Below are 26,138 nucleotides of genomic sequence, written 5' to 3' on the forward strand. Positions count from 1 at the left end.
GAAAATGTATTGAGATGAAGATCAGAGTGAAGCGCGCGGCTTACTCGATGATCCCCATGATGTCGCTTTCTTTCATCATCAGCAGCTCTTCGCCGTTGACCTGGACCTCGGTGCCCGACCATTTGCCGAACAGGATCTTGTCGCCAGCTTTTACAGCCATTGCGATCAGTTCGCCGCTGTCCTTGCGCGCGCCTTCACCGGTTGCAACAACCTCGCCTTCGCTGGGTTTTTCTTTCGCGCTGTCAGGAATGATCAGGCCGCCTGCGGTTTTCTCTTCGCTTTCAACGCGACGGACCAGCACACGGTCATGAAGCGGTTTCAATGCCATCTTTGCAGCTCCTTGGGCTCAAAGTTTGTTTATCCTCCCCTCGCCTGTTGGCGAGGCGTTAGCACTCGGGTCATCCGAGTGATAACGACGCATAGCTAGGGGGTGCGGTGGGGCGAGTCAACAAGCTGTGAAGAATTTTCTTTAACCCAGAGCGGGACACACGACCAGGTGGCAAGAAGGGCAGGTCTTAATCCGTGCTTTCCCAACTGTAGGCCCAGTGTTTCAATCCCTCAGAGCCCGCGTCAGACAGGGCATAGACACCCTTTTCCACCTTGTCGAACCATCCATAGTGATTGTCCCGCATCAGCCGAGTGGCCCCAGGCACACCGGTCGCGCCGGCAACCTCGGCCCCTTTGGTCGCACCGTGTTCAGCCAGATGCGCGGCGCATTTCAACGCATCCTGCCGATAGGCCGTAACAATCCCATGCCGCGTCGCCCCGCCCGCGTTCGGATCTCCCTCCAGGCGGTCAAACTCACGCAACAAACGCGCCGCTTTGGCCTTGGTCTTTCGGGGGGCATAGGGGCCGGGGTCACAATGCACCTCGGCCCGACCGTCCGGGCGAACCGTGATCAACCCCAGCCCCAACCGACGGCACATCGCTAGATTATCGCGCAACGCACGCCGGGCACTACGCCCTTTTGGCTTGCACACCGCGATATAGACCCGATCCGTCACTTTCAGCCGAGCAATTGCCTGATGAAACAGCGCAAGCGAGAACCGTAGTTTCAACTCGACAATGACTGGATCCTCGCCGGGCCGCATGGCAACAACGTCAGCTGCACCCACTTCGCCCTTCACGAGGTACCCCTGACGTTCGAGCAACGCCTTGACGGGAGGATAGAGGTCTTGTTCGCGGTTCATCACCCAAAAGTCTATGTCACGTTTTTGTCCCGGTCTATCCGCCCTGAATGCCGATGCCCCAAATCCAATTTTCCTGCAGTGCGTTCAAGGGATTTGCCAAAGTCCAAGTTTCTTGATTCAATGAACCCAGATAGAACTCCCCTATAGATTTTTGTTGAGGTCAGAGCAAATTTGAAGAAGAACATTCGCCCACTTCTGATCGCAGAAGCCGCCAATCCAGAGTGGGTCAGTGTTCCACTGATTGGCTGGTCGCTGGCTCGTGCAATCCAAAAGGAAACCGATGCGCACATTGTGACTCAAATTCGCAATCGCGATGCCTTTCTGCGCGCAGGATTGACGGAAGGCAAAGACTTTACCGCTATCGACACCGAGGCGTTGGCTGCGCCGGCCTTCAAATTGGCTCAGGTCCTAAGAATGGGCGAGAATCGAGGCTGGACAATGGTGTCAGCGATTCAATCCCTAACCTATCCCTTTTTTGAAAGGAAACTGTGGCACCTGTTTGGTGACCGCATTCGAGCCTGCGAATTTGACCTGGTGCACAGAATTACGCCGCTTTCACCAACGGCAACAAGCCCAATTGCGGGTTGGTGCAAACAGCATCATATTCCTTTTGTTGCTGGGCCGATAAACGGTGGCGTAGCTTGGCCACCGGGCTTTTCAAAGGAAAGGCTCAGTGAAAGAGAATGGCTTTCATATGTCAGGTCCGCCTACAAATACCTGCCTGGAAGAGGCAAATCTCTGAACTCGTCATCAGCAATAATTGCCGGTTCACACAGCACCAGAGCGGAGTTGCCCCAGGCGATCCTCCCCCGGACCGTCTATATCCCGGAAAATGCGGTAGATACCGACCGATTCAATAAGACCACCTCACCCTCGGACAAGCTTCCGTTGCGCGCTTGTTTCGTCGGCCGATTTGTACCGTACAAAGGACCGGATATGGTGGTCGAGGCAGCGCTTCCCCTTTTGAGCAAAGGTAGACTGACGCTGGATATGATAGGCGACGGCCCAATGCTGGAACGTCTGAAATCTCTTGCAGCGTCGCAGGGCGTTAGTGATCAGATAAGTTTTCATGGATGGCTAGAGCACAAATCCGTTCAAAACATCATGTCGAAATGTTCGGTTCTCGCCTTCCCCTCTGTACGTGAATTCGGCGGGGGCGTTGTTCTTGAGGCGATGGCTTTGGGCGTGGTCCCAGTGGTCGTTGACTATGCCGGCCCTTCAGAACTGGTCACAGATAAGACGGGCTATCGCCTGCCTCTGGGAAATCGTGAAGAAATCATCGAAGCCTTGAGAAACCAGCTAACCGAGCTTTGCGACAAACCCCAAATCTTGCACGAGGTCTCACGCGCTGCAGTTGATCGTGTGGAAAAACTATATACCTGGACAGCCAAGGCCCGCCAGGTTCTGAGTGTCTATGAATGGGTTTTGTCCCCAGCCGGCGACAAACCTACGTTCGAATTCTAAAGTTCAGCAGCCTCCAAAAAACACGTGCAGTTGCGCAGAGTGTGGAATAGAAGCGGCCCAAACTCGATTTACCTAGGATCACGCACATGACCATTCTCGTTTTTGGCCACAAATCGCCCGACACCGACTCGACCGGATCGCCTATTCTCTGGGCCTGGTATCTGAACGAAATCAAAGGTGAAGATGCCAAGCCGGTGTTGCTGGGTGAACCCAACACCGAAGCTGCCTTTATGCTGGAACGCTGGGATCTGACCAAACCTCAGATCATCGGCGATGTGGCCGAAGACGCGCCGGTTGTCATCGTTGACACCAATAACCCGGCAGAATTGCCCGCAAGCATCAACAGCGCCGATATCCGTGCCATCATTGATCACCACAAGCTGGTCGGCGGCCTGGAAACCAAAGGCCCGATCGACATCACCGTGCGGCCATTGGCCTGCACGGCGACGATCATGATCGATCTGATCGGCGATGATATCGCCAAGATGCCCGAGGCCGTCAAAGGTGCCGCCCTGACCTGCATCCTGTCGGACACACTCGAATTCCGCTCGCCTACCACCACGGCGCATGACCGTGCCGTGGCCGAGAATCTGGCCACCGATCTTGGCCTCGACATCGCGTCTTATGCGGCGGACATGTTTGCGGCCAAATCCGATGTGTCCTCGTTCTCGGACGCCGAGCTTCTGCGGATGGACAGCAAGGAATACGAAGTCGACGGCACCAAGTTCCGCGTCTCGGTTCTGGAAACCACGGCGCCCGGCGTTGTGCTGGACCGCAAGGACAGCCTTGCTGCGTCCATGGTCGATGTGGCGCGCGAAGACGGCGTTGATCAGGTTCTGTTGTTTGTTGTCGACATCCTGAACGAAGAAGCCACCCTGCTGGTGCCCAACGATCTCGTCAAAAGTGTCGCGGAGAAAAGCTTTGGCGCAACTGTCGATTGTGACAGTGTCGTCTTGCCCGGCATCATGAGCCGGAAGAAGCAGATCATCCCCAACCTCAAGGTCTGACCCGATAGGAAGGGCGCCCCAAAGCGGGCGCCTTTTTTCTTGGCAACGCTCCCTCTGGCCAAACGGGAAACGCTCTGCCATAGGCTTGAGCCAACCCGTTTTCCCGCGCCACATGAGGGACCCATGACCCAAATCATCTCAACGCTCGCTGACATCTCGGATCGCTACAAGGCGCTGTTCGTTGACCTCTGGGGCTGCGTTCACAATGGGATCACCGCCTACCCCGAAGCCGTCGCCGCACTGCAAGCCTATCGCAGCAAGGGCGGCTATGTTGTCCTGGTGACGAACTCGCCGAAACCCCGGGCCGGTGTATCCGTACAACTGACCGATTTCGCGGTGCCTGCGGATGCCTATGACACAATCGCAACCAGCGGCGATTCGGCGCGGTCGGCCATGTATCAGGGGGCTGTGGGCCATAAGGTCTATTTCATGGGCGAATGGAAGCGCGACGCCGGGTTTTTCGAACCTCTCAAACTTCTGCACCACCCGATCCAGATCGAGCGTGTGCCCCTGGACGAGGCCGAAGGCATCGTTTGCTGCGGCCCGTTCGATCCGATGGCTGATCCGGCAGTGAACCGGCCCGAGTTTCTGTTTGCCAAGCAAAAAGGCCTAAAGCTGCTATGCGCCAATCCCGATATTGTCGTCGACCGTGGCGAGGTACGGGAATGGTGCGCCGGTGCGCTGGCGCGACTTTATACCGAGATGGGTGGCAAGAGCCTGTATTTCGGCAAACCCCATCCGCCGATCTACGATCTGGCGCGGCGCAGACTGCAGGAACTTGGCGCGGATGTCAGCGACTCGGAGATTCTGGCCATCGGTGACGGCCCACAGACGGACATTGCCGGGGCGATGGGCGAAGGCATCGACTCGCTTTTCATAACCGGCGGCCTTGCAGCGGCCGAGACCAAAACGTCGCATCACCCCGATGAAGATGCCCTAAGGTCCCATAACGAAAAGGAAAAGATCAATCCGACCTTCTCGATCGGACGATTGCGCTAGCCAATAAAGGCTTGATTTTCTGCACTCGCAAAGTAATAAAGCTACCCATGAGGGCCGATTCTTGGTTTTTTGTTGCTCTCACAATCTGAATTGAGGGCACCATGTTGGACAACCTGCCGCGCGGAACGATCTGTATCGAAGACATCGAGATGGGCATGAGCCGCCACCTGCGCAAAGTGGTGACGGATCAGGACATAGAGATGTTTGCCGAGGTTTCGACCGACCGAAACCCCGTTCACCTGGATGACGACTATGCCCGCGACACGATCTTTGGTGGACGCATCGCGCATGGGATGCTGACCGCTGGCCTGATCTCGGCCGTGATTGGTGAACAGCTGCCCGGGCATGGAACCGTCTATATGGGGCAATCGCTGAAGTTTCTCGCCCCCGTGCGCCCGGGCGACATGGTCCATGCCGAGGTCACGGTGGTCGATATCGATTTCGCGAAACGCCGGGTCAAACTGGATTGCAAATGCGCGGTGGACGGCAAGAACGTCCTGGTGGGCGAGGCCATGGTGCTGGCGCCGTCACGTAAGTTCGACTGACCTTTCCAGATCACCGCATACCAGCCGCTTGAACCTGTCTGCCAGTCCAGCTAGGCAAGCGGTATGCAGATTATCCGGGACTTCCAGTTTGTCGAGCCTGAGGATCGCGGGGCCAGCGTGGCCATCGGGAATTTCGACGGTGTTCATGTGGGCCATCGGTCGGTCATCGACCTTGCCCGCAATGCAGCCCCGAACGCGCCTTTGGGCGTGCTGACGTTCGAACCGCATCCGCGCGAGTATTTTGCACCAGACACTCCGCCTTTTCGCCTGATGCGTGGCAACACACGGGCGCACAGGCTTGAAAAACTGGGGGTCAAGAAGCTCTATGAGCTGCCTTTCAATGCAGCCCTTGCCGGATTGACCCCGGAAGAATTTGCGCGAAACGTCATTTGTGACGGGTTAGGACTGTCGCATGTGGTGGTTGGGGCCGATTTCTGCTTTGGCAAAGGCCGCATTGGCACAGCAGATGACCTTGTGAAATTCGGTCGGGACATGGGCTTTGGCGTCACCATCGCCCCCCTCATGGAACGTTCCGAAAATGTGGTATCCTCGACCGCTATCCGTTCCGCGCTCAGCGATGGACGCCCGCGTGACGCGGCGGCGATGCTGGGCCACTGGCACCGCATCGAAGGCGAGGTTGTTGGGGGCGAACAGCGTGGGCGAGAGTTGGGGTTCCCAACGGCCAATATGTCAATCGAAGGGCTGCACCCGCCCCGATTTGGCGTCTATGCGGTTCTGGTCGATGTTCTGGACGGCCCGCATCAGGGCAATTACCTCGGTGCCGCCTCGATCGGCACGCGCCCGATGTTCAACGGAGAGGTTCCGAACATCGAAACCTTCTTGTTCGATTTTTCCGGCGACCTTTATGGCGCGACCCTTTCGGTGGGGCTGGTCGATTACTTGCGGCCCGAACTCAAGTTTGACGGGCTCGAAGCGCTGATCGCCCAGATGACATCCGACTGCGATCAGGCCCGCGAGATTCTGACCGCGCTATGAAAAAGGACCCAATCGATCGGGCGGGCCTTCCCCCGCGTTTTTGGGAGCGTAAAGCCCTGCGCAAGATGAACCAGCGCGAATGGGAAGCCCTGTGTGACGGATGCGGCAAATGTTGCCTCAACAAGCTTGAAGACGAAGACACCGGTGAGGTTGCCCTGACCTGTGTGGCCTGCCGCCTGCTGGATGATGAGAGCTGCCGCTGCACCCAGTACGACATCCGGCACCAATTCGTGCCCGAGTGCATCGTCATGACGCCCGACAATATCGACGACCACGCCTATTGGCTGCCGCAAACCTGCGCCTACCGCCTGCTGTGGGAGGGAAAGCCCCTTTACGACTGGCACCCATTGATATCAGGTACACCGGAAAGCGTTCACGCCGCTGGCGTATCGGTCCAGGGCCGCACCGTTTCCGAGTTCGAAACCCCCATGGAAGAATGGGAAGACTACATCATTGAGGAGCCGAGCTGATGCATTTTGCCTCTGACAATTCCGGGCCCGTCCACCCCGAGGTTCTGGCCGCACTGACCGAGGCCAACCAAGGCTATCAGATGGCCTATGGTGCCGACAGTCTGATGAACGAAGTGCGTGACCGTATTCGCGGCATATTCGAAGCGCCCGGTGCCGCCGTATATCTGGTGGCAACGGGCACCGCCGCGAATTCGCTGGCTTTGGCGACGCTGTCCAACCCCTGGGAGACCATTTTCTGTTCGCCGCACGCGCATATCCATGAGGATGAATGCAATGCGCCCGAATTCTACATCGGTGCAAAGCTGACCCTCGTTCCGGGCGGCGACAAGATGACACCCGATGCGTTGCGTGGATCCATCGAGGGGGAAGAGACACGCGGCGTACATGGCCCTCAGCGCGGCCCGGTTTCGATCACTCAAGTGACCGAACGCGGTTCGGTTTATACGCTTGAGGAACTGCAAGCGCTCTGTGGTGTTGCCAAGGAATTCGGTTTGCCGGTTCACATGGACGGAGCGCGCTTTACCAATGCGCTGGTTGCACTGAATTGTTCCCCGGCGGATATGACCTGGAAATCCGGTGTGGATGCGGTGAGCTTTGGCGGGACCAAGAATGGCCTGATGGGCGTCGAGGCGGTTGTCTTCTTTGACGAGACCAAGGCCTGGGAATTCGAACTGCGGCGCAAACGCGGGGCGCATCTGTTTTCCAAGCATCGCTACCTGTCGGCCCAAATGGCGGCCTATCTGCGCGACGATCTGTGGTTGCGATCCGCACGACAGGCCAACGCCAGCTGCGCCCGGCTGGCCGAGGGGTTACGCGCAGCAGGGGCAGCTTTTGCACACGAACCGCAGGCCAACATGATCTTTGCGGATCTGCCGCGCAAAACACATCAGCGCCTGCATGACGCCGGTGCGCAATATCATCTGTGGAGCGGCAGTCTGGAGGGCGACGACGCGGCTGAGATGCTGACCTGCCGACTGGTTTGCGACTGGTCGATCACCAATCAGCAGATCGACCAGTTTCTGGCTTTGCTTTAGCGGTTCGGGGGGCACAGCCCCCCACCATGGCAATTTGAACCAGACGTGGCTGGCGGATCAGGCTAGAGAGTGCTCAGGTGCCGGTCCAGATCGTCCAGCCTGTCCTGCCCCCAGAACCGCTGGCCGTCTTCGGTGACATAGAACGGAGCTCCGAACACGCCTTTGTCCACAGCCTCCTCCAGGTTGGCTGCATAGGTTTCGGCACCGGTCAACAGACCGCTATCGGCCAGGTTGGGGTCAAAACCCGCCTTTTCGAGGCACTCCCGGATGACCGCATCATCCGCAATGTCCTTTTCTTCGGCCCAGCAGGCGCGCAGGAACGAATGGCACAGCGCACCCAGATCACCCGAACCGTCCTGTGCGGCAGCGATGATTGCGTATGACGACGGCGCTGCGTTTGTGGGCCAATGTGCAGGCTTCAGGTTCAGCGGCATCCCAAGGGTCTTGGACTGGCGCTGAAGCTCTTGCAAACGATATTCGATGCGCGAGATGTGCCGGTCCTTGGGCGGTGTTCCCCCGGTGCGGCCAAACAGGCCCATGATGTCCAGCGGTTTGTAATTGATGGTTGCCCCGTGCTTTGCCGCCACGTCCTCCAACCGCGTTCCGGCAAGATAGGTGAAGGGGGACAGTGTCGCAAAAAAGTAGTCAATCTGGGTCATCTGTATTTTCTCCGCTGCGTTATCTATGCGGGACGGTAAGGCCATGCTAAGCGGTGTCAACATCACGAATCTGTCACATTGCCATTGCTGCCCGGGGATAATCAGCCGATGCCGACACTTCACGAACCCAAGCTTATCGCTGGGAACGCCAATCTTCCATTAGCCGAAACAATCGCACGCCGGATGAGCCTGCATCGCGGTGTCGATCAGGGTCTGGTCGACGCGCGCGTCGAACGCTTTAACGATGGCGAGATTTTCGTCGAAGTGTTCGAAAATGTCCGGGGTGAGGATATGTTCATCATCCAGCCGACCTCGAACCCTGCCAATGACAATCTGATGGAGCTGCTGATCATCGCTGACGCGTTGCGCCGGTCGTCTGCGGCGCGCATCACCGCCGTGATCCCCTATTTCGGTTATGCCCGTCAGGACCGTCGCACCAAGGCCCGCACGCCGATCAGCGCCAAGCTGGTGGCCAACATGCTGACCGGTGCGGGAATTGAGCGTATCCTGACAATGGACCTGCACGCGGCGCAGATTCAGGGCTTTTTCGATATGCCGGTGGACAACCTCTATGCTTCGCCGATCTTTGCGCTGGATGTGAAAACGCAGTTCAAGAACCAGATGGATGAAATCATGGTTGTCTCGCCGGACGTCGGCGGGGTTGCCCGGGCGCGTGAGTTGGCGAAACGGATCGGCGCGCCGCTGTCGATTGTCGACAAACGCCGTGAAAAAGCCGGTGAAGTGGCTGAAATGACCGTGATCGGCGATGTCAAAGACAAGATCTGCCTGATCATCGACGACATTTGCGACACCGCGGGGACGCTGTGCAAAGCCGCGCAGGTTCTGGTCGACAATGGGGCCAAGGAAGTCCATTCCTATATCACCCACGGCGTCATGAGCGGCCCTGCGGTTGAACGCGTTACCAATTCGGTCATGAAATCGCTGGTGTTGTCGGACACGATTCAGCCCACACCAGAGGTCGCAGCGGCCAAGAACATCCGCATTGTACCGACCGCGCCGATCTTTACGCAGGCGATTTTGAACATCTGGAACGGCACCAGCGTGTCATCCTTGTTCGAAGACAAAACGCTGACACCGATCTACGAGTCGCTCTATCATATGGACTGACGCGCAGGAGGGCCCGCAGCCGGCCCTCTAATTCGTTTGAATGGGCTCACGCCTTTGCTATGACATCCTGACGGGTCATTGACCACTCAGGTTTCTTAATGCCGCCGCAGTTTCACCTCTTTTATTCGCAACATTGCGTTGACGAATAGTTTTTGATTTGGGTGAAGTCTTCAAATGGCCAACGCGAATTTCCAAGACAGAGTGCAACGTATTCAGGCCAACGCGGCTGTGCAGGCGTCAAGACGATCCAAATCCTCGGCAAAGGCTTCGGGCGGCGGTCGCCTCATCTCGCTCGCGACATCGGCGGTTCTAACCGTGACCGGCGGCAAGGCGGTGCAATACGCCAACGAGAACTATGAGACGCTTCGCGACAATGGCGAAATGGGAATGGCCCTGGGATTTGGCGCGGGCGGGCTTATCCTTGCGCTGATCGGGATCAGCATGCTTTTGCGGTCATTGACCGGTTCAAAGCCCCGCCGCGCCCCGAAAGCCGTAGAAAAGCGCAAACCGTCAGAGGCCGCGCGCCTGCTGTTTTCGCTGATCGGTCTGGTTTTGGGCGGGGTCTCGTGCCTCTGCATGCTGATGGCCGAGGCCTCATCGGCCTACAACACCGAGGCCGCGCGTCTCTTCGCCGAAGAAAGCGTCCGCATCGCGACCTCGCTGCTGATCGTCGCGCTGGTGTTCGGGCTGATCGGGCTTTTGCGGCGTGGCCGGGGCATGGGCTATGTGTTGGTCTATTTTATCTTCGGCGCAGCTTTGGCGTATGGCGCAGTTTACGGCCTGGGCGTTGATTTTCAGGACTGGAATGCGTTCGTAGCCAAGGTGCAATGAGCAGGTGACCTGAACGGTCCGAACAACATCCGAATTTGGATGCCGAGATACTTTGGCAGCTACCTCACGAAATGTCCCAATCATCTTCATGGGCCACTTCGCCGATGGCGGTCCATGTTACACGAATACGGGCGATGCGCGTGTCGGACCATGTGCGAAATACGGCGTTGAACCCCTCTGGCGTGATATCCTGGGCCATGATTTCGGCGCGCAGGGCCGAAGATGTATCCACATCCCACAGTGACACGCCAATCTGAACAACAGGCTCCGACCTGAAAGGTTGACTGAAGGTTATTGCAGACCGCCTTTCCCGCGGACCTTCGCCGGTCCACATCTCACCGCCATCGGCAAACTCGGAAAACATCACGGTCTCGCCCTGGTCGATGCCAATTGGGTGCGAAATAAAACTTCTCATACTATCGTCATTTTCTTTGTATTCTAGAACCTTACCCCCCGCCCCCTGCAAAATCACGACAAAAAAAACGGCCCCGCAACTGCGAGGCCGTTCAAATTTCTTTGCGCTAGGGCCTTACAGGCTCATATGCGTGCCAAGGGCTTCCATGTCAGCCAGAAGCTTGGCGGCATCATCGACGATGGTTTGATCATCGCCGCCTTTGGCCGCTTCGTGCGACGCACGCGCTTCGGCGATCATCTCGTCCAGATGCGAGCGGGTCACTTCGGCAACCGGAATGGCCTTTTCGGCCAGCACCGACAGGCTGTCGCCATTGATCTGGGCAAACCCGCCGGTGACCAGGTATTCGCTGGACCCTTCGGGTGCCTCAACCTTCAACAGGCCGGGGCGCAGCGTGGTGATGGTGGGGGCATGATCAGGCATCGCCGTCATGTCCCCGTCCGCGCCGGGAAGCTGGACCGCGCTGGCCTCAAGCGAAGCAAGGCTCCGCTCGGGGCTGACAAGGTCGAATTGCATCGTGTTTGCCATCAGGGATACTCCTTAGGCGGCTTCTGCGGCCATCTTTTCCGCTTTGGCGATCACTTCGTCGATGCCGCCAACCATCAGGAAGGCCGCTTCGGGCAGGTGATCGTATTCGCCAGCCACAACAGCTTTGAACGAAGCGATAGTCACGTCCAGAGGAACCTGAACGCCTGGCGAGCCGGTGAAAACCTCGGCCACGTCGAACGGCTGCGACAGGAAGCGTTCGATCTTACGGGCACGGGCCACGGTCAGTTTGTCTTCTTCCGACAGTTCGTCCATGCCGAGGATGGCGATGATGTCCTGCAGCGACTTGTAGCGCTGGAGAATCTGCTGAACGTCGGTCGCAACGCCGTAATGCTCTTCCCCAACGATGGCCGGGTCCAGCAGACGCGACGACGAGTCGAGCGGGTCAACAGCCGGGTAGATGCCCTTTTCCGAGATCGCACGGTTCAGAACGGTGGTCGCATCCAGGTGCGCAAACGAGGTTGCCGGCGCGGGGTCGGTCAAGTCGTCCGCAGGAACATAGATGGCCTGCACGGATGTGATCGAGCCCGACTTGGTCGAGGTGATGCGTTCCTGCAGGGCGCCCATGTCGGTGGCCAGTGTCGGCTGGTAGCCCACCGCCGAAGGAATACGACCCAGCAGAGCCGAAACCTCGGAGCCCGCTTGCGTGAAGCGGAAGATGTTGTCGACGAAGAACAGAACGTCGGTCCCGGATTGGTCGCGGAACTGCTCGGCTAATGTCAGACCGGTCAGAGCAACACGCGCACGCGCTCCGGGAGGTTCGTTCATCTGACCGTAAACCAGCGCAACCTGTGATTCCGACAGATTGTCAGGCTTGATCACGTTCGATTCGATCATCTCGTGGTACAGGTCGTTCCCTTCACGAGTCCGTTCACCAACACCCGCGAACACGGAAAAGCCCGAGTGCACTTTTGCGATGTTGTTGATGAGTTCCATGATCAGAACGGTTTTGCCAACGCCAGCACCGCCGAACAGGCCGATTTTACCACCCTTGGCGTAGGGGGCCAGCAGGTCAACAACCTTGATGCCGGTGACCAGAATTTCTGACTCGGTCGACTGTTCGTCGAACTCGGGTGCGGGCTGGTGGATCGCGCGGGCTTCGGTCGCTTCAACCGGGCCCTTTTCGTCGATCGGCTCGCCGACCACGTTCAGGATGCGGCCCAGCGTGGCGTTGCCAACCGGAACCGAGATCGGAGAACCGGTGTCGGTGACGGCTTCGCCGCGAACCAGACCTTCGGTCGCGTCCATCGCGATGGTACGGACGGTGTTTTCACCCAGGTGCTGAGCCACTTCCAACACCAGGCGTTTGCCGTTGTTGGTGGTTTCCAGCGCGTTCAGAATTTCAGGCAGCTGATCTTCGAAGTGCACGTCAACGACGGCCCCGATGATCTGTGTGACTTTGCCTTTTGCATTCGCCATGTTTCGTCTCCGGTATGTCTCTACAGCGCTTCGGCGCCGGAAATAATTTCAATCAGCTCGTTGGTGATCACGGCCTGACGCGAGCGGTTGAACTGGATCGTCAGCTTGTCGATCATCTCACCCGCGTTGCGTGTCGCGTTGTCCATCGCGGACATCCGTGCACCCTGTTCAGACGCTCCGTTTTCGAGCAGAGCCGAGAAGATCGCGGTCGCAACCCCCTTGGGCAGCAGGTCGGCCAGAATGGCCTCTTCGCTGGGCTCGTAATCGAAAATGGCACCGCTGTCGTCACCCTCGGCTTCCTCGAATGAGGCGGGGATGACCTGCTGTGCCGTCGGGATCTGGGTCACGACGTTGACAAACTTCGAGTAGAAGATCGTGGCAACATCGAACTCAGCCCCGTCAAAGCGGGACAGGATGTCCTTGGCGATGTCCTGCGCGTTGGTGTAACCAATGCGCTTGACCTCGCTCAGGTCGATATGTCCAACGAACAGATCGGCAAAGTCGCGCTTAAGTGCGTCGCGACCTTTTTTACCAACGGTCAGAACCTTGACCGTCTTGCCTTTGCCGCGCAGCTCGTCCGCTTTGGCGCGGGCCAGCTTGGCGATGTTCGCGTTGAAGCCGCCACACAGGCCGCGTTCAGCTGTCATGACAACCAGCAGATGGACATCATCACTGCCCGTACCCCGGAGCAGCTTGGGGGCGCTGTCGCTGCCCCCGACCGAAGCCGCCAGCCCCGCCATCACGGCATTGAACCGCTCGGCATAGGGGCGCGAGGCTTCGGCAGATTCCTGGGCGCGGCGCAGTTTTGCGGCCGCGACCATCTGCATGGCCTTGGTGATCTTGCGGGTCGATTTGACCGACTCGATCCTGTTTTTAAGGTCCTTCAGACTAGGCATCGGAACCCCCCGTTACGCGAAGGTCGCGGCGTATTCGTCGATCGCTGCCTTGATCTTGTCTGCCGCGTCACCTTTGACCTTGGGATCTTCGTCGGTGATCCATTCCAGCAGGTCAGCATGCTTGCCGCGCAGGTGCGACAGCAGACCGGCCTCATAGCGGCCAACGTCGGACACGTCGATCTTGTCGAGGTAGCCGTTGGTGCCTGCGAAGATCACGCAGACGATTTCCGCGTTGGTCAGTGGCGAATACTGCGGCTGTTTCATCAGCTCGGTCAGACGCGCGCCACGGTTCAGCAGCTGCTGCGTCGCGGCGTCAAGGTCCGAACCGAACTGCGCAAAGGCCGCCATTTCGCGGTACTGCGCCAGCTCCAGTTTCACCGGGCCAGCAACCGATTTCATCGCATCGGTCTGAGCCGAGGAGCCCACACGCGAAACCGACAGACCGGTGTTCACAGCAGGACGGATGCCCTGATAGAACAGTTCGGTTTCCAGGAAGATCTGACCATCGGTGATCGAGATCACGTTGGTCGGAATAAAGGCCGAAACGTCACCACCCTGGGTTTCGATAACCGGCAGAGCGGTCAGCGAGCCTGCGCCGAAGTCTTCGTTCAGCTTCGCCGAACGCTCCAGCAGACGCGAGTGGAGGTAGAAAACGTCACCCGGATAGGCTTCACGTCCGGGCGGGCGGCGCAGCAGCAGGGACATCTGACGATACGAAACGGCCTGCTTCGACAGGTCATCATAGATGATCAGCGCGTGACGGCCATTGTCGCGGAAGTATTCGGCCATCGCGGTTGCCGAGTAAGGCGCCAGGAACTGCATCGGGGCTGGGTCGGACGCGGTCGCGGCTACGACGATCGAGTATTCAATCGCACCGGACTCTTCCAGCTTCTTCACCAGCTGCGCAACGGTCGAACGCTTCTGACCAACAGCCACATAGATGCAGTACAGTTTCTTCGATTCGTCGTCGCCTGCTGCGTCGTTATAGACTTTCTGGTTCAGGATGGTGTCCAGAGCCACAGCGGTTTTACCGGTCTGACGGTCACCAATGATCAGCTCCCGCTGGCCACGGCCAATCGGGATCATCGCGTCAACCGATTTCAGGCCGGTTGCCATCGGTTCGTGCACCGATTTACGCGGAATGATGCCCGGGGCTTTGACGTCTGCAACGCCACGCTTCGACGCGTTGATCGGGCCTTTGCCGTCCAGCGGGTTGCCCAGACCGTCCACAACGCGGCCCAGCAGTTCGTCGCCGATTGGAACGTCCACGATCGAGTTGGTGCGCTTGACGGTGTCACCTTCTTTGATGTCACGGTCAGAACCGAAGATAACGACACCCACGTTGTCGCTTTCCAGGTTCAGGGCCATACCCATGATGCCGCCGGGGAATTCGACCATTTCACCCGCTTGCACGTTGTCCAGGCCGTATACACGGGCAATCCCGTCACCGACGCTCAGCACGCGGCCGATCTCGGCCACTTCGGCTTCCTGACCAAAATTCTTGATCTGGTCCTTCAGGATTGCAGAAATCTCTGCAGCTTGGATTCCCATTTATCCGACCTCTTTCATTGCATTCTGTAGGGAGTTGAGCTTCGAACGGATCGAGCTGTCGATCATTTTCGAGCCCACTTTAACGACAAGACCGCCGATGAGGCTTTCATCCACGGTCGCATTGATTGTCACCGTCTTGCCCACACGCTCGGACAGCGTTTTGGACAGTTTATCCAGTTGTGTCTTGGTCAGCGCCTTGGCCGAGGCGACATCGGCGGTCACTTCGCCACGCTCTTCGGCCAGCATATCGCGCAGCACCTGCACCAATTGCGGCACAACAAACAGGCGGCGTTTCTGCGCCATCAGACCCAGTGTGTTCTGCAGGATGGGGTTCAACCCCATCTTAGCAGCGATTGCAGTGATCGCACCTTCTTGCTCGGCGCGTGAAACCAGCGGCGAAGCGATCAGGTCGCGCAGCTCGGCGCTGTCGCCCAAGGCTGCTGCCAAATCGTTGATGCCGGTTTCCAGACCTGCAAGGTCCTTGTTCTCTTTGGCGATCTCAAAGATCGCGGTGGCATAGCGCTCGGCAATGCCTGTGGAAATCGAAGCTGGTTCGGACACGTCCACCCTTCCGATATTTTGGGCCCCGAATTCGCGTTGCGGCAGCTACCCCGGGGGCGTGAAGAAACCCCGTCCAGAAGGCCGGGGATCAAAATCACCGGGGATGTAGCAGAGGTGAACGGACCTAGCAACATAATATAGTGGCGGCAGAAATATCCACAAATCCTGCAATTACATAGACTTAACCCAACTGCGACCCTTTGGATCAGTTGAGCACGGTGAAAAATGTTACCAAATTGCAGGTTTTTGCGATTCCTGTGGCCAATTTCCCGCAATTTTTCCGCTGAAAAAGGGCTCAAATCGCTACGCGGGCTTCAGCAAACCATCCAACGCCTTGATCGGCCGCTTTGCCGCGTCTTTGGTGACGCTTCCGCTTGGGGGACGGACCAGTTTGCTGGCCTCGACCATCAGCACCCCGCCTGCCATGACCGTGGGCAGCCTCTGGCCCGTCTTTTCGATCAGGTTGCCGGATTTCAGCCAAAACCGTCGGTACGTCGGCGGCAGATACAGCGCCGAGCAGTGATTTTCGGGCACAAAATGATGCGCGCGCAGCTGGCTTTCCAACTGGCTTGCGGAATAAGGCCGCCCAAACCCAAAGGGCGTCCTGTCCGACCGGGACCAAAGCCCTGCCCGGTTTGGCACCACAAACAAAACCCGTCCGCCGGGGCCCAGCACACGCCAACACTCGTCCAGCAATTGTGCAGGCCGTTCCGAAGTTTCCAGCCCGTGCATCACCACCAGCTTGTCGACATGCCCGGTTTCAATGGGCCATTGGGTTTCCTCGGTCAGAACCGACACATTGGGCATGCCAGCGGGCCATGGCATCACGCCTTGCGGGCCCGGCATCAGGCCAATCACGCGCCGTGCCTCGGCAAGGTAAGGACGCAGCAAGGGCACGGCGAAACCGAATCCCGCAACCGTCTGCCCCTTGGCTTCGGGCCACAGGCCGGTGACCCGCCCACGAATGGCCGCCTGAGCCGCACGCCCCAGGGTGCTGCGATAATAAAAATTCCTAAGATCCTGCACATCAAGATGCATTGCGGACACCCGGTCAATCGGCTTAGCTGGGCGCAGTCTAGCAACGAAAGGGCAAAAGACCATGCCTCTTGAAATCGTCACAATTCCCTGCCTCAGCGATAACTATGCCTTTCTTGCGCATGATGCAGGCAGCGGTGAAACCGCCCTGATCGACGCGCCCGAAGCGGCACCGATTCTCAAGGTGTTAAGCGACAAGGGATGGCGCCTGACGCATGTGTTGCTGACACATCATCATTGGGATCATGTAGAGGGGTTGGCGGACATACTCGCCCAGCACCCCGCCAAAGTCATCGGCGCCGCCGCTGATGCGCATCGCCTGCCCCCGCTGGATCAACAGGTGTCCGAGGGCGACAGTTTTCAGATTGGTGGTGAACCCGTCCAAGTGATCGACGTTTCAGGCCACACGGTCGGGCATGTGGCGTTTTACATGCCAAACAGCCATGCAGTTTTCACCGCCGACAGCCTCATGGCGCTTGGATGCGGGCGCCTGTTTGAAGGCACCGCGCCACAAATGTGGGACTCACTCAGCAAACTGGCGGCCTTGCCGGACGAAACAATCGTCTATTCCGGCCATGAATACACACAGTCCAACGCGAAATTTGCGATCACCGTCGACCCGGACAATAGCGCGCTGAAAGACCGTATGGCCGAGATCGAGCAGGCGCGCGCTGCGGGGCAGCCGACCGTGCCCTCGTCTCTGGCGTTGGAAAAAGCCACAAATCCGTTCCTTCGCGCTGCCGATCCGGCGATTCAGGCGCATCTGGGCATGGAAAACGCAGACCCGGCGTCGGTTTTTGCCGAGATCCGATCTAGAAAAGACAGTTTCTGATGCCTATTTGGGCCTCTTCACGGTCACGGTCACAACAAATGTGACGACGAAGTGAAAGAAAACCCTTGAAGCCGGGCCACGATCAACCAAACTCTAATACTATGAGGACATGGTTGGGATGGGGATCCGGCCGAAACCTGCCCCCCTTCCGACCCAAGATAGAGGAGCACCCGCGTGCCTTCATTCTCGAGCACACTTGAACAAGCCATTCACGCGGCCCTGGCGGCTGCGAATGAACGGCGGCATGAATTTGCAACGCTGGAGCATTTGCTACTGGCGCTTTTGGAAGAACCCGATGCGATCCGGGTGATGAAAGCGTGCAGCGTCGATCTGGATGAGCTTCGCAGCACACTCGTGGAATTCATCGACGAGGATCTGTCGAACCTGGTGACAGACATCGACGGATCGGAGGCGGTGCCAACCGCTGCTTTCCAGCGCGTCATTCAGCGCGCAGCCATCCATGTCCAAAGCTCGGGTCGCACCGAAGTAACGGGCGCCAACGTGCTGGTCGCGATCTTCGCCGAGCGCGAGAGCAATGCCGCTTACTTCCTGCAAGAACAGGATATGACCCGCTATGACGCGGTGAATTTCATCGCACATGGCGTGGCAAAGGACCCCGCCTATGGCGAAAATCGCCCGGTTACCGGCGCGGATGAGGTTGAAGACGAAGCACAAACCTCCAGCACCGACTCCGAGCAGAAGGAAAGCGCGCTGGGGAAATACTGCGTCGACCTGAACGCCAAATCGCGGGCGGGCGACGTTGATCCCCTGATTGGACGCGCCGCCGAGGTTGAGCGCTGCATTCAGGTGCTGTGCCGCCGCCGCAAGAACAACCCCCTGTTGGTGGGTGATCCGGGCGTTGGCAAAACCGCCATCGCCGAAGGTCTGGCCCATAAGATCGTGGCCGGTGAAGCGCCGGATGTTCTGTCGGAAACCACCATCTATTCGCTGGATATGGGGGCGCTGCTTGCAGGCACCCGCTATCGCGGTGACTTCGAAGAACGCCTGAAGGCCGTTGTGACCGAGTTGGAAGATCATCCCGACGCGGTTCTGTTCATCGATGAAATTCACACCGTGATCGGTGCCGGGGCAACCTCGGGCGGTGCAATGGATGCCTCCAACCTGCTAAAACCTGCCTTGCAGGGCGGCAAGCTGCGCACCATGGGCTCGACCACGTACAAGGAATTCCGTCAACATTTCGAAAAGGACCGCGCGCTCAGCCGACGGTTCCAGAAAATCGACGTGAATGAGCCTTCGGTCGAGGATAGCGTGAAGATCCTGCGCGGCCTCAAGCCGTATTTCGAGGAACATCACGAGATCAAATACACCGCCGACGCGATCAAGACTGCTGTTGAGTTGGCCGCGCGCTATATCAATGACCGCAAGCTGCCCGACAAGGCCATCGACGTGATCGATGAAGCCGGCGCCGCGCAGCATCTGGTTGCCGAAAGCAAACGGCGCAAGACCATCGGCGTCAAAGAGATCGAAGCCGTCGTGGCCAAGATCGCGCGGATCCCGCCCAAGAACGTCACCAAGGACGATGCCGAGGTTCTGAAAGACCTCGAAGCCTCGCTGAAACGGGTGGTGTTTGGTCAGGACGAAGCGATCGAGGCGCTATCGAGCGCGATCAAACTGGCCCGTGCTGGATTGCGTGAGCCTGAAAAGCCCATCGGCAACTACCTGTTCGCCGGTCCGACCGGTGTGGGTAAAACCGAGGTCGCCAAACAGCTGGCGGATACGCTGGGTGTGGAACTGCTGCGCTTTGATATGTCGGAGTACATGGAGAAACACGCGGTTTCCCGTCTGATCGGCGCGCCTCCGGGTTATGTAGGATTTGATCAGGGCGGTCTGCTGACCGACGGCGTTGATCAGCATCCCCATTGCGTGCTGCTGCTGGACGAGATCGAAAAAGCGCACCCGGACGTGTTCAACATCCTGTTGCAGGTGATGGACCATGGCGAACTGACCGATCACAACGGCCGCACGGTAAACTTCCGCAACGTGGTTCTGATCATGACCTCGAACGCGGGCGCGCAGGAACAGGCCAAGGCCGCCATCGGCTTTGCCCGTGACCGTCGCGAAGGCGAAGACACCGCCGCGATTGAACGCATGTTCACGCCGGAGTTCCGCAACCGTCTGGACGCCGTGATCTCGTTCGCGCCGCTGCCGAAACAGGTCATCTTGCAGGTGGTCGAAAAGTTCGTCCTGCAGCTGGAAGCGCAGCTGTTGGATCGCAACGTCACCATCGATCTGACGCCCAAGGCCGCCGAATGGCTGGCTGACAAAGGTTATGATGACAAGATGGGTGCACGTCCGCTGGGCCGTGTCATTCAGGAGCACATCAAGAAACCTCTGGCCGAAGAGCTTTTGTTCGGCAAACTCGCCAAAGGCGGCGTGGTCCGCGTTTCGGTCAAGAAAGGCGAGCTGAACCTTGAAATTCTGGGACCGGATCAGCCGCGCATTCCGGGCGACAAGCCTCCGCTTTTGACCGCGGACTAAACCCGGCATATTCACGATCAAGGGCGCCCGTCAACTTCGGTTTGCGGGCGCTTTTTTAGTGGTAAAGTACAACTCAAAAGAGGTGCCGCATGAGAAAGATCGGAGCGTTGATCTTCCCTGGGTTCGAGTTGCTGGATGTATTTGGCCCACTGGAAATGTTTGGCCTGCTTACAGACGACTACCACCTTGAGCTCGTTGCCGAAACAAAAGGTGCGGTGCAAAGCAATCAACACATTCAAGCTGTCGCCGAACGTTGCATCGACTCCGCCCCAAACTATGACATTCTCTTCGTTCCCGGTGGTTCTGGGACACGGCGTGAAGTCAACAATCTTCGCCTGCTGGAATGGATTGCCGGCCAGTCAAACACGGCTGAATACACTCTTAGCGTCTGTACCGGTAGTGCTTTGCTGGCAAAGGCAGGGGTGTTGGATCGCCGTCGTGCTACAACCAACAAAGCCGCTTTTGCCTGGGTTTGCGAACAAGGGCCCGGCGTTAATTGGGTTTCGCAGGCAAGATGGGTAGAAGATGGCCCGTTCCTGACATCATCCGGAGTGTCCGCCGGCATGGACATGGCGCTTGGGGCCATCACATTGATGCATGGGGATGCCACGGCCCGAAAAGTCGCCACCTGGTGTGAATACTCCTGGCACGAAGACAAGACCTTCGACCCGTTTGCCCGCATTCACGGTCTGACCGACGGTGCGAATGCTTAGCGTTCGGTCAGCTTCAACTCGATCCGTCTGTTCTGGGCTCGGGCTTCGGGCGTATCGGCCGGATTGACAGGTTGGAACTCACCAAACCCGTTGGCGGCAAGGCGTGATGGTGGGATGCCAAGACCGTCGACCAGATATCGGACCACCGACAGCGCGCGGCCCTGGCTCAGCTCCCAATTGTCGCGATAGCGCCCGGATCCGGCCAGCGGCACGTTGTCCGTGTGACCATCCACCCGGATGACCCAGTTCAACCCATCGGGTATCTCCGCCGCGACGCTGCGCAGGATATTGGCAACTTTCGCGACCTCCAACTGACCCTCAACCGACAAATCAGCCGATCCGGTGTCAAACAAAACCTCGGACGAGAACACAAAGCGGTCGCCTTCGATGCGCACGCCCTCCTGATCGCCCAGCACGTCACGCAGCCTGCCAAAGAACTCGGACCGGTAGCGTTCCAGGTCTTCGGCCTGCTCGGTCAGTTCCTGGTTCTGCCCTTGCAGCGCCTCGGCCTCGGCTTCCAGACGCAGGCGCTCGGCCTCTTCAAGCAGGCGACGGCGGCGTTCTTCCGAGGCCGCCCGGGCGAGGGCGGCGTTCAAGTCCTGCCCAAGTGTCTGTATCTGAATTTCCGCGGCTTCGTTGCGTGTCTCATAATCATCCAGCAATGCCTGCAACGACCCAAGCTGACTGCGCAAAGCGGACATCTGTTGGTTTAGCAAAGCGGTTTGACGCTGCGCCTCGGTCGAGGTTTCCTGTTCCGAGGCCAACGCATCCTGCGCCAACGCCAACAGCGCGGCGCGTTCTTCGGCCAGCGACTTTTGCTCATCCGCATCCGCTTGTGCCAACTGCTGCGCCTCAAGTGCGGCTTGCAATCGCGCTTCCAACTCTTCGGCGTTGATTTCGCCAAATTGCCGTTCCAGCTCGGCCTTGGCCGCGCGCGCAGCGGCCAGCAAGGTCAGTGTTTCTTCGGCTTCTTTACGCTGTGCCTCAAGAGCCAAGGTCATGGCCGTCAGCTCGGCATCAGCGTTTTGCAAACGGTCGCGCAGGGCTTCTGCCGCAGCAGCCTCGGCCAGACGCGCGGCTTCTTCGTCGGACAGTCTTTGTTCCAGATCGGAAATCTGCGCGGATTGTGCCGCGTCGCTGGTTTCAAGTTCGGCGACCATAGCCTCCAGCGCCTCGCGACGGGCAGCAGCAAGGCGCGCGGCCTCGGCCTGCGCGTCGATTTCATCCCGACTTTGCGCCAGCGCAAGGTTCAGCGCGTCCTGTTCACTCAGCAGTTCATCACGTTCGCTTTCCAGCGCTGCGATATTACCCTGCGCGCGTTCCTGATCGGCCAAAAGAGTGGCAACCTGTGCTTCGAAATCGGTGATCCGCAACTGGGCGCGCACAAGATCATCCTCAACCTCGGTCAAGGTGGTGTTCAGGGCCCCCAAACGCGCCTGCAAACGGCTGTTTTCCCGTTCCTCCAGCCCCAAAGCGCCAGCAAGCGCTGCCACTTCGGCGGACAATGCGGTCAGTTCATCCTCTTGCCCCGAGATCGTCTCGCGCAGCACAAACTGCACGACCATGAAAATGGTCAGCACAAAGGTCAGGACCATCAAAAGGCCCGTCATCGCATCCACGAATCCCGGCCAGACCGAACCCTGGAAACGCTGTCCTGTACGGCGGGAGAGGGCCATCCGTTAGTCCCCTTCCGGAGGGGTGCGCACCGCGCCACGGGGCAAGGTCAGTGCCTTGACCAACAGTTCGAAATCCTTGCGCAGTTCGTTCATGCTGTCCTGCCGACCGGCCGAGATTTCTTCGAGAATTCGAAGCAGCTGCACATCCATCGACCGGAGGCGCATCCGGCTTTCGGCATCTATGCTTTCGCCCGCGCCATGGTCGCGCATGTGATCCAGCAAGGCATCCTGACCCAAAGCCACGCGTTCCAATGCCGCGGTCACACCTTCGCTTTGGGCCTGACGCTGGTTCATGTCACCGATCACATCCACAAGCTGGCCCAGCTTGGCAGATACATCGGCGCGGTCCTCTTCTTGCGCTGAGAACATGTCCTGCAGCGCATCCATTTGTTCGGCCATCGTGTCCAGCACCGGTGTCAGAACCGCCAGCTCGGCCCCGCCTTCGTCGGAACCACCAAAGCCGACGCGCGTGATACCAGACAGCCATTCTTCGAGCTCACGGTAAAAGCGGTTCTGCCCGTGACCTGCAAACAACTCAAGCAATCCAACGATCAACGACCCTGCCAAACCCAGCAGCGACGACCCAAACGCGACGCCCATACCCTGCAACTGCGCCTCTAGCCCCGTCATCAGACGGTTAAAGACGGTCAGGCCCTCTTCGCCTTCTTGCGGGTTGAGGCTGCGGATGGTGTCGACAATGGCGGGAACGGTTGTGGCCAGTCCAAAGAACGTCCCCAAGAGGCCCAGATAGATAAGAACATTGGTGATGTAGCGGGTGATCTCGCGTTCTTCTTCAATCCGCTCGGCCACCGAATCCAGAATGGACCGACCTGAACTGGAACTGATATGCGACCGCGCACCTCGCGAACGCAGCAAAGCGGCCAGCGGTGCCAACAATTGCGGCGGTTTGGTATCGTCGCGCTCAACACCGCCGATAAACGCCTCGATCCAGCGGACCGAGCCAATCAGCTGAGTGACCTGAAAGAAACAGGCCAGCACACCGATAATGAAAACCAAAAAGATGAAGCCATTCAGATACAGGTTGGCTTCGAACACCGGCAGCACATAGGGCAGCGCCAGAAACACCCCCAAGCCAGACAAACCGATTGCAATCAGCATCATCAGGATTTGACGGATGGGTTGCGAGAAATGTGGTCTCGCGCCCTGCTGTACTTGCGCCATGCGCGTGGTTCCCGGTTTTTGTCTGCTCTGCGCTGAACCTAGCGAAAACCTGCCGATGACGCCAAGGGTTTATGCGGTAATTGTCCGCACCCGTTGCGACAACCACTCAAGATCGGGGTCGCGCAGTCCGATCTCATCCAAATGAGAGGCGGTGTTGTAGAGGTATTCCGTGTTCGGCCCGCGCCCGCCAACGGCATAGGCGATGATCTGGGCCTGCTCTTCCAACGGCATACCCCCGCAATACTGCACGTGGTGGGGATCGATCACATATGTGACAGCATTCACCACCGCGCCGCTGTCCAGATGCACATCCAGCATACGCTCAAGATAGGCCGAGGAAATCAGCTCGCGCTCGCGCAATTCATCCAAGGTGCGCTCTTCGTGCCCCGGTTCGACGGCAAAGGCGATGCCGGTGCAGCGCGCGCCCTCATGCTCGTCTAGCGCCAGGACCAGACCAGGGTGTTCTTCGGTTCCCCTGTGGTGGATCGAACTCATGCAAAAGGATCGCGCATATCCGTGCAATGTGGCCCGTTCACTTTGCGCAATCGGAAAGCCCGGGTTCCACAACAGCGATCCATATCCAAAAACCCACATCGTCATTCTACTGGTCCTTGCCCGTTTGCGCCTATAAACATCAAATCCAAGGCAGGAAAAAGGGCCATTTGTCATGCGCCGTCTGATACGAGTATTCATATTTATCGCCCTTGCTTGGAGCGCATACTGGTTCATCGCAGGATATGGGCTGCGCTCGGCCATCACGACGTGGTTCGACAAGCAACAGGAACAAGGCTGGCAGGCCGATTTCTCGTCGGTTGAAACCGCAGGATACCCGACCCATCACATGACCCGACTGGTGAACCCGGCTTTGGCTGATCCGTCAAACGGCACAGCCTGGAGCGCGGATTGGATCGAGTTTCAAAGCCCCGCGATCTGGCCCGGGCGTCAGGTATTGAGGTTCTCGGATGCGCCCCAGCGGCTATCGTATTTTGATCAGACCGCAACCATTCAAGCCGACACGCTGCTGGCGGAACTGCAATTGCAGCCGGGTGTGGCGTTGGTGCTTGAGAAAATGGCTCTGACGGCTGGCCGCTGGTCGATCACCGAAGAGGGCGAAGCTTTGGCCGGTGGCGGCACGCTTGGGCTGGTCATGGAACAATCCGAAGACCCCGCAACCTATGCCATCGCGGCGCAGATCGACGGGTTTACCCCGGGGGACGAGCTGCGGCGTTTGATGCGATCGGCAACCACCCTGCCGCAATCCTTCGAGACACTCGAACTGGATATGACCACGACGTTCACCAAACCATGGGACCGCAGTGCGCTGGAACAAGGCAGGCCGCAGCCAGAGCTGATTGACCTGCGCCTGGCCGAGGTCAAATGGGGTGAGTTGCGGTTATTCGCGGCCGGTGAGCTTGAGGTGGATGCACAGGGCATCCCAACCGGAGAGGTTGCGATCAAGGCAGAGAATTGGCGCGACATGATCGCAATGGCCAATGCAGCAGGCGCGTTACCGGATCAGGCGGTGGACCCTGTGACACGCGCGTTGAACTTCATGGCGGGGCTGGGCGGGAATCCAAACGCGCTGGACCTTCAGTTGAATTTCCGCGACGGGTTCGTGGCGCTTGGTCCGGTTCCGCTGGGCCCTGCCCCGCGGATCATACTGCGTTAACGGCAATAGGGCCCATTGCGGTGGCGTGCCGTATCCAGATGGAAATGATCGCGGTGATAGCGGTCTGAATTTGGGCCCAACACTGTTCCAAACGGCCCGCACGCACCGCGCCACACTTTGATCAACTGCTTTTGAGACGGGTTTTTGCGCCAACCGTTCAGGACCGTCACAACTTCGCCATCCGCCATACGAAACGCAGAGATATCAATGGCCCGCCCCTTGCCATGCTCGGAAATGCGGGCACCTTTGCGGTTGTTTCGGGTGCGGCAGGCATAATGCGCGGCCACCTGCAACTCGACCACGGGGCCACGGCGTTTGAACGTGGGTTTCACTGTCTTGTCGACCCATTTGTTCAGCGCAATGGCCGTGCCGCAATCCATCGTCGATGGCCGGCTGAGTGTGACGCCCGAGATCGAGGTGATCTGAACGGCATCCTTGATCCCGCAGGCTTTGATCCGACCGGGCACCTTACCGATCGGTTTGCCCTGAATCGCGATATCTCCGCATACCGAGCCTTTGCGCAGCTTGCGCCGTTTGAACAGCACTTCCTGTTCAAGCGATTCCGGCCTGAGGAAAGGTTTGATCGAAGAGGTCGGGCCCAGCGCAGGCAAATCCGCGGGGCGTGCCGCAGCGGCCGTGACCTGCGGCGAAGCCGGGCGCAACTGCGGGCGCATTTTTGATACGACAGCCACCGCTGGAATGGCCTGAACGCTCGTGTCAGGGCGCGCCACTGGGAAAAGCGATGTTTCGGGCGGGGCCGCATGGCTGTGGGTTGCCACAACAAGTGCAAAAATACTTGCCCATCCGCCTCGAAACACCTTCAT

General features: G+C 58.5%; 27 protein-coding genes. 13 read left to right on the forward strand and 14 right to left on the reverse strand.

The features are described 5' to 3' along the window. Positions 1-40: 40 nt before the first annotated feature. Complete coding sequence (gene groES / locus ACR0AG_RS07320; RefSeq protein WP_010441779.1) at positions 41-328, reverse strand: co-chaperone GroES; 288 nt, start codon at positions 326-328, stop codon at positions 41-43. A 187-nt stretch (positions 329-515) separates the two neighbouring features. Then, positions 516-1,190 carry a DUF2161 domain-containing phosphodiesterase gene (locus ACR0AG_RS07325; RefSeq protein WP_480837615.1) on the reverse strand — a complete coding sequence of 225 codons (675 nt, stop codon included), beginning with the start codon at positions 1,188-1,190 and terminating at the stop codon, positions 516-518. 171 nt (positions 1,191-1,361) lie between these two features. Here ACR0AG_RS07325 and ACR0AG_RS07330 point away from each other — a divergent pair, with 171 nt between their 5' ends. From ACR0AG_RS07330 to ACR0AG_RS07360, 7 genes are all read left to right on the forward strand, one after another. Next, positions 1,362-2,654 carry a glycosyltransferase family 4 protein gene (locus tag ACR0AG_RS07330; protein WP_480837616.1) on the forward strand — a complete coding sequence of 431 codons (1,293 nt, stop codon included), beginning with the start codon at positions 1,362-1,364 and terminating at the stop codon, positions 2,652-2,654. 86 nt (positions 2,655-2,740) lie between these two features. Next, positions 2,741-3,661 (forward strand): manganese-dependent inorganic pyrophosphatase, encoded by a 921-nt coding sequence (locus tag ACR0AG_RS07335; protein ID WP_480837617.1) that lies wholly within the window; start codon positions 2,741-2,743, stop codon positions 3,659-3,661. Between the two features lie 123 nt (positions 3,662-3,784). Continuing rightward, the gene (locus ACR0AG_RS07340; protein WP_480837618.1) at positions 3,785-4,660 is read left to right on the forward strand and encodes a TIGR01459 family HAD-type hydrolase; all 876 of its coding nucleotides are present in this window, start codon (positions 3,785-3,787) and stop codon (positions 4,658-4,660) included. A 101-nt stretch (positions 4,661-4,761) separates the two neighbouring features. Continuing rightward, a complete protein-coding gene (locus ACR0AG_RS07345; protein ID WP_170571012.1) occupies positions 4,762-5,205 on the forward strand; it encodes a MaoC family dehydratase in 444 nt (147 codons plus the stop codon). Between the two features lie 63 nt (positions 5,206-5,268). Further along, positions 5,269-6,201: a bifunctional riboflavin kinase/FAD synthetase gene (locus tag ACR0AG_RS07350; RefSeq protein WP_480837619.1), complete on the forward strand. Its 933-nt coding sequence runs from the start codon at positions 5,269-5,271 to the stop codon at positions 6,199-6,201. Then, on the forward strand, positions 6,198-6,671 hold the full coding sequence (locus ACR0AG_RS07355) for a YcgN family cysteine cluster protein (protein WP_480837620.1): 474 nt from the start codon (positions 6,198-6,200) through the stop codon (positions 6,669-6,671). The genes ACR0AG_RS07350 and ACR0AG_RS07355 overlap by 4 nt, the downstream gene beginning before the upstream one ends. Further along, complete coding sequence (locus ACR0AG_RS07360) at positions 6,671-7,705, forward strand: threonine aldolase family protein (protein ID WP_480837621.1); 1,035 nt, start codon at positions 6,671-6,673, stop codon at positions 7,703-7,705. Before ACR0AG_RS07355 ends, ACR0AG_RS07360 begins: the two co-directional genes overlap by 1 nt. A 62-nt stretch (positions 7,706-7,767) precedes the next feature. Here ACR0AG_RS07360 and ACR0AG_RS07365 read toward each other — a convergent pair whose 3' ends face one another. Then, complete coding sequence (locus tag ACR0AG_RS07365) at positions 7,768-8,364, reverse strand: DsbA family protein (RefSeq protein ID WP_480837622.1); 597 nt, start codon at positions 8,362-8,364, stop codon at positions 7,768-7,770. A 108-nt stretch (positions 8,365-8,472) separates the two neighbouring features. Here ACR0AG_RS07365 and ACR0AG_RS07370 point away from each other — a divergent pair, with 108 nt between their 5' ends. Together ACR0AG_RS07370 and ACR0AG_RS07375 are read left to right on the forward strand one after the other, a co-directional pair. Then, on the forward strand, positions 8,473-9,492 hold the full coding sequence (locus tag ACR0AG_RS07370) for a ribose-phosphate pyrophosphokinase (protein ID WP_480837623.1): 1,020 nt from the start codon (positions 8,473-8,475) through the stop codon (positions 9,490-9,492). 174 nt (positions 9,493-9,666) lie between these two features. Further along, entirely contained in the window at positions 9,667-10,323 is a 657-nt protein-coding gene (locus tag ACR0AG_RS07375; RefSeq protein WP_480837624.1) for a hypothetical protein, read from the forward strand. A 64-nt stretch (positions 10,324-10,387) separates the two neighbouring features. Here the strand turns inward: ACR0AG_RS07375 and ACR0AG_RS07380 are convergent, their stop codons facing one another. The 7 genes from ACR0AG_RS07380 to ACR0AG_RS07410 all read right to left on the reverse strand — a co-directional run bounded on the left by ACR0AG_RS07380 (position 10,388) and on the right by ACR0AG_RS07410 (position 16,746). Further along, positions 10,388-10,738: an H-type lectin domain-containing protein gene (locus tag ACR0AG_RS07380; protein ID WP_480837625.1), complete on the reverse strand. Its 351-nt coding sequence runs from the start codon at positions 10,736-10,738 to the stop codon at positions 10,388-10,390. 114 nt (positions 10,739-10,852) lie between these two features. Further along, entirely contained in the window at positions 10,853-11,263 is a 411-nt protein-coding gene (locus ACR0AG_RS07385; RefSeq protein WP_480837626.1) for a F0F1 ATP synthase subunit epsilon, read from the reverse strand. A gap of 12 nt (positions 11,264-11,275) precedes the next feature. After that, a complete protein-coding gene (gene atpD, locus ACR0AG_RS07390; protein WP_480837627.1) occupies positions 11,276-12,700 on the reverse strand; it encodes a F0F1 ATP synthase subunit beta in 1,425 nt (474 codons plus the stop codon). Positions 12,701-12,720: 20 nt separating this feature from the next. Further along, entirely contained in the window at positions 12,721-13,596 is an 876-nt protein-coding gene (locus tag ACR0AG_RS07395) for a F0F1 ATP synthase subunit gamma (RefSeq protein ID WP_480837628.1), read from the reverse strand. A gap of 12 nt (positions 13,597-13,608) precedes the next feature. Next, positions 13,609-15,147, reverse strand: coding sequence for a F0F1 ATP synthase subunit alpha (atpA, locus tag ACR0AG_RS07400; protein WP_480837630.1), 1,539 nt, complete (start codon positions 15,145-15,147; stop codon positions 13,609-13,611). Then, positions 15,148-15,708 carry a F0F1 ATP synthase subunit delta gene (locus tag ACR0AG_RS07405; RefSeq protein WP_480837631.1) on the reverse strand — a complete coding sequence of 187 codons (561 nt, stop codon included), beginning with the start codon at positions 15,706-15,708 and terminating at the stop codon, positions 15,148-15,150. A 303-nt stretch (positions 15,709-16,011) separates the two neighbouring features. Continuing rightward, the gene (locus tag ACR0AG_RS07410; protein WP_480837632.1) at positions 16,012-16,746 is read right to left on the reverse strand and encodes a class I SAM-dependent methyltransferase; all 735 of its coding nucleotides are present in this window, start codon (positions 16,744-16,746) and stop codon (positions 16,012-16,014) included. Between the two features lie 61 nt (positions 16,747-16,807). Here ACR0AG_RS07410 and gloB point away from each other — a divergent pair, with 61 nt between their 5' ends. The 3 genes from gloB (at position 16,808) to ACR0AG_RS07425 (ending at position 20,787) form a co-directional block, all read left to right on the forward strand. Beyond that, positions 16,808-17,575 (forward strand): hydroxyacylglutathione hydrolase, encoded by a 768-nt coding sequence (gloB, locus tag ACR0AG_RS07415; protein WP_480837633.1) that lies wholly within the window; start codon positions 16,808-16,810, stop codon positions 17,573-17,575. A gap of 174 nt (positions 17,576-17,749) precedes the next feature. Beyond that, positions 17,750-20,074: an ATP-dependent Clp protease ATP-binding subunit ClpA gene (gene clpA / locus ACR0AG_RS07420; protein ID WP_480837634.1), complete on the forward strand. Its 2,325-nt coding sequence runs from the start codon at positions 17,750-17,752 to the stop codon at positions 20,072-20,074. Between the two features lie 89 nt (positions 20,075-20,163). Further along, on the forward strand, positions 20,164-20,787 hold the full coding sequence (locus ACR0AG_RS07425) for a DJ-1/PfpI family protein (RefSeq protein ID WP_480837635.1): 624 nt from the start codon (positions 20,164-20,166) through the stop codon (positions 20,785-20,787). On the opposite strand, the gene ACR0AG_RS07430 is transcribed toward ACR0AG_RS07425, so the two are convergent. From ACR0AG_RS07430 to ACR0AG_RS07440, 3 genes are all read right to left on the reverse strand, one after another. Next, positions 20,784-22,463, reverse strand: coding sequence for a peptidoglycan -binding protein (locus ACR0AG_RS07430; protein WP_480837637.1), 1,680 nt, complete (start codon positions 22,461-22,463; stop codon positions 20,784-20,786). The two genes, ACR0AG_RS07425 and ACR0AG_RS07430, sit on opposite strands and share 4 nt — an antisense overlap. Positions 22,464-22,466: 3 nt before the next feature. Next, entirely contained in the window at positions 22,467-23,645 is a 1,179-nt protein-coding gene (locus ACR0AG_RS07435; protein WP_480837638.1) for a biopolymer transporter ExbB, read from the reverse strand. Positions 23,646-23,714: 69 nt separating this feature from the next. Beyond that, positions 23,715-24,245 (reverse strand): gamma-glutamylcyclotransferase, encoded by a 531-nt coding sequence (locus tag ACR0AG_RS07440; protein ID WP_480837639.1) that lies wholly within the window; start codon positions 24,243-24,245, stop codon positions 23,715-23,717. A gap of 67 nt (positions 24,246-24,312) precedes the next feature. Between ACR0AG_RS07440 and ACR0AG_RS07445 the strand changes: the two genes are divergently transcribed. Next, positions 24,313-25,314, forward strand: coding sequence for a DUF2125 domain-containing protein (locus tag ACR0AG_RS07445; protein WP_480837640.1), 1,002 nt, complete (start codon positions 24,313-24,315; stop codon positions 25,312-25,314). On the opposite strand, the gene ACR0AG_RS07450 is transcribed toward ACR0AG_RS07445, so the two are convergent. After that, positions 25,311-26,138 (reverse strand): extensin-like domain-containing protein, encoded by an 828-nt coding sequence (locus tag ACR0AG_RS07450; protein WP_480837641.1) that lies wholly within the window; start codon positions 26,136-26,138, stop codon positions 25,311-25,313. The genes ACR0AG_RS07445 and ACR0AG_RS07450 overlap by 4 nt on opposite strands.

The organism is Ruegeria sp. H6 (assembly GCF_056532975.1).